The sequence below is a fragment of the Streptomyces cellostaticus genome (assembly GCF_023630175.1).
Lineage (GTDB): Bacteria > Actinomycetota > Actinomycetes > Streptomycetales > Streptomycetaceae > Streptomyces > Streptomyces cellostaticus_A.
Genome location: NZ_JALLIN010000135.1, coordinates 1 through 1,255 on the forward strand (window position 1 = coordinate 1; position 1,255 = coordinate 1,255).

Sequence of the window (1,255 nt, forward strand, 5' to 3'; positions counted from 1 at the left end):
TTCCGCAGCCGACCCGCTCCTATCCCCCGTGTGCGCCCGCCGGTCCCGGTGCGGGTCCTTGTGGGTGCCGCGGCCGATGCCCATGAGGACGCGCGGAGGGTGGAGCCGCCGTCCGGGCGGACGCGGCGCGTGTGTCATCCGCCGGGCCGGACACGGGTGGTGCGCCGCGGCTGACGGGGCGTCGCCTCGGGTCGCGTACCCTGGGCTCCGTGCCCCGCCGTCCGAAGACACCGCGTCGGCTCGTTGCCGACGGGCGCACGTATCTGTGGACGCTCCGTCACCGTCACGGCCGGAGCCGGAGCGCGGTGGACAGCCGCCGATCCTGCCGCGAGACCCTGGTGCTGTACCCGCAGCCCGCCGGTACCGGTGCCGCACTGCGCATCGTCTTCGCCGAAGGCCCGGACCGGTACGTTCCGGGCGGGGCTCCCCTGGGCTCTGGTGACGTGGGACATGTCGGGGGTGTCTGCCTGAACCTGCACGAGCCCGGCGCCGTCAGGGCCCTGCTCGACGCGGCGTCGGAGCGCGGGTGGCAGCCGGGGGTGCGCGGGGTGGTGGAGTTCGACGGGTGGTCCCTGCTGGAGGCGGCAGCCGGCGTGCGGGCCCCGGTCACCGGCCCGTCCGCGAGCACGTGATCTCGCGAAGGCCGCCCGGTGGCCCGGCCGTTGCCCCTCGAAGCGGTCGCGTTCCGGCACTCGCGTACTGCGGTGCCCGCCGCCGGGTGCGCGGGGCCGCCCCTGGCCGGCGCCCTGCTGTGAGGTTCCTCAAGCCGTCTGGTGCGCTGGGGACATGGGCGTCAGGCTGGTGTCCATGACGGGAATCATGGGACTGGGCGGAAAGAACAGGGTCGTGCTGACGGTACGGGACGCGGACGTGGTCGCAGCCGCCCTGCGTCAGGCGCTGGCACAGGCCTCGCCCCTGGAGCGTCCGGGGCTGGAGCGTGCCGCCGCCGTCGTGGAGGCCACCGCCGCCGCCACGGAGGGCCGCCTGCGGGCCCGCTGGGTCCGCGCGCGGCTGGCCGCCGTCGAGTTCACCGGTGACATCGCCTCGGTCGCGGCGGTGCGGGCGCTGCGCCGGGCGGAGCCGGAGCTGAGCCTGCTCGCGGCGGTGCAACTGCAGAAGGACGCGGTGGCCCACCCGGAGTGAACCGGCATGCTGCGCGTGCCCGCCTCGGGCGCCGTGCCGCCCGAGGCGGCGGCGGAACACCGCGCGGCTTCGACGGCGCCGCACCACGGGTCCACCCGAACGGCGTGGGGCC

Annotated in this window: 2 protein-coding genes; both read left to right on the plus strand. The window is 76.3% G+C overall.

The window, feature by feature from the left end; translation table 11 throughout:
- The first annotated feature begins 305 nt into the window (after positions 1-305).
- The gene (locus MXD57_RS31320; protein WP_374114776.1) at positions 306-632 is read left to right on the plus strand and encodes a hypothetical protein; all 327 of its coding nucleotides are present in this window, start codon (positions 306-308) and stop codon (positions 630-632) included.
- Between the two features lie 175 nt (positions 633-807).
- On the plus strand, positions 808-1,143 hold the full coding sequence (locus tag MXD57_RS31325; protein WP_250405595.1) for a hypothetical protein: 336 nt from the start codon (positions 808-810) through the stop codon (positions 1,141-1,143).
- Positions 1,144-1,255: the final 112 nt, after the last annotated feature.

What these genes read in the sequence shown, in the direction of transcription:
- MXD57_RS31325 (WP_250405595.1), top strand. Translation starts at nt 808, where the DNA reads ATGACGGGAATCATGGGACTGGGCGGAAAGAACAGGGTCGTGCTGACG.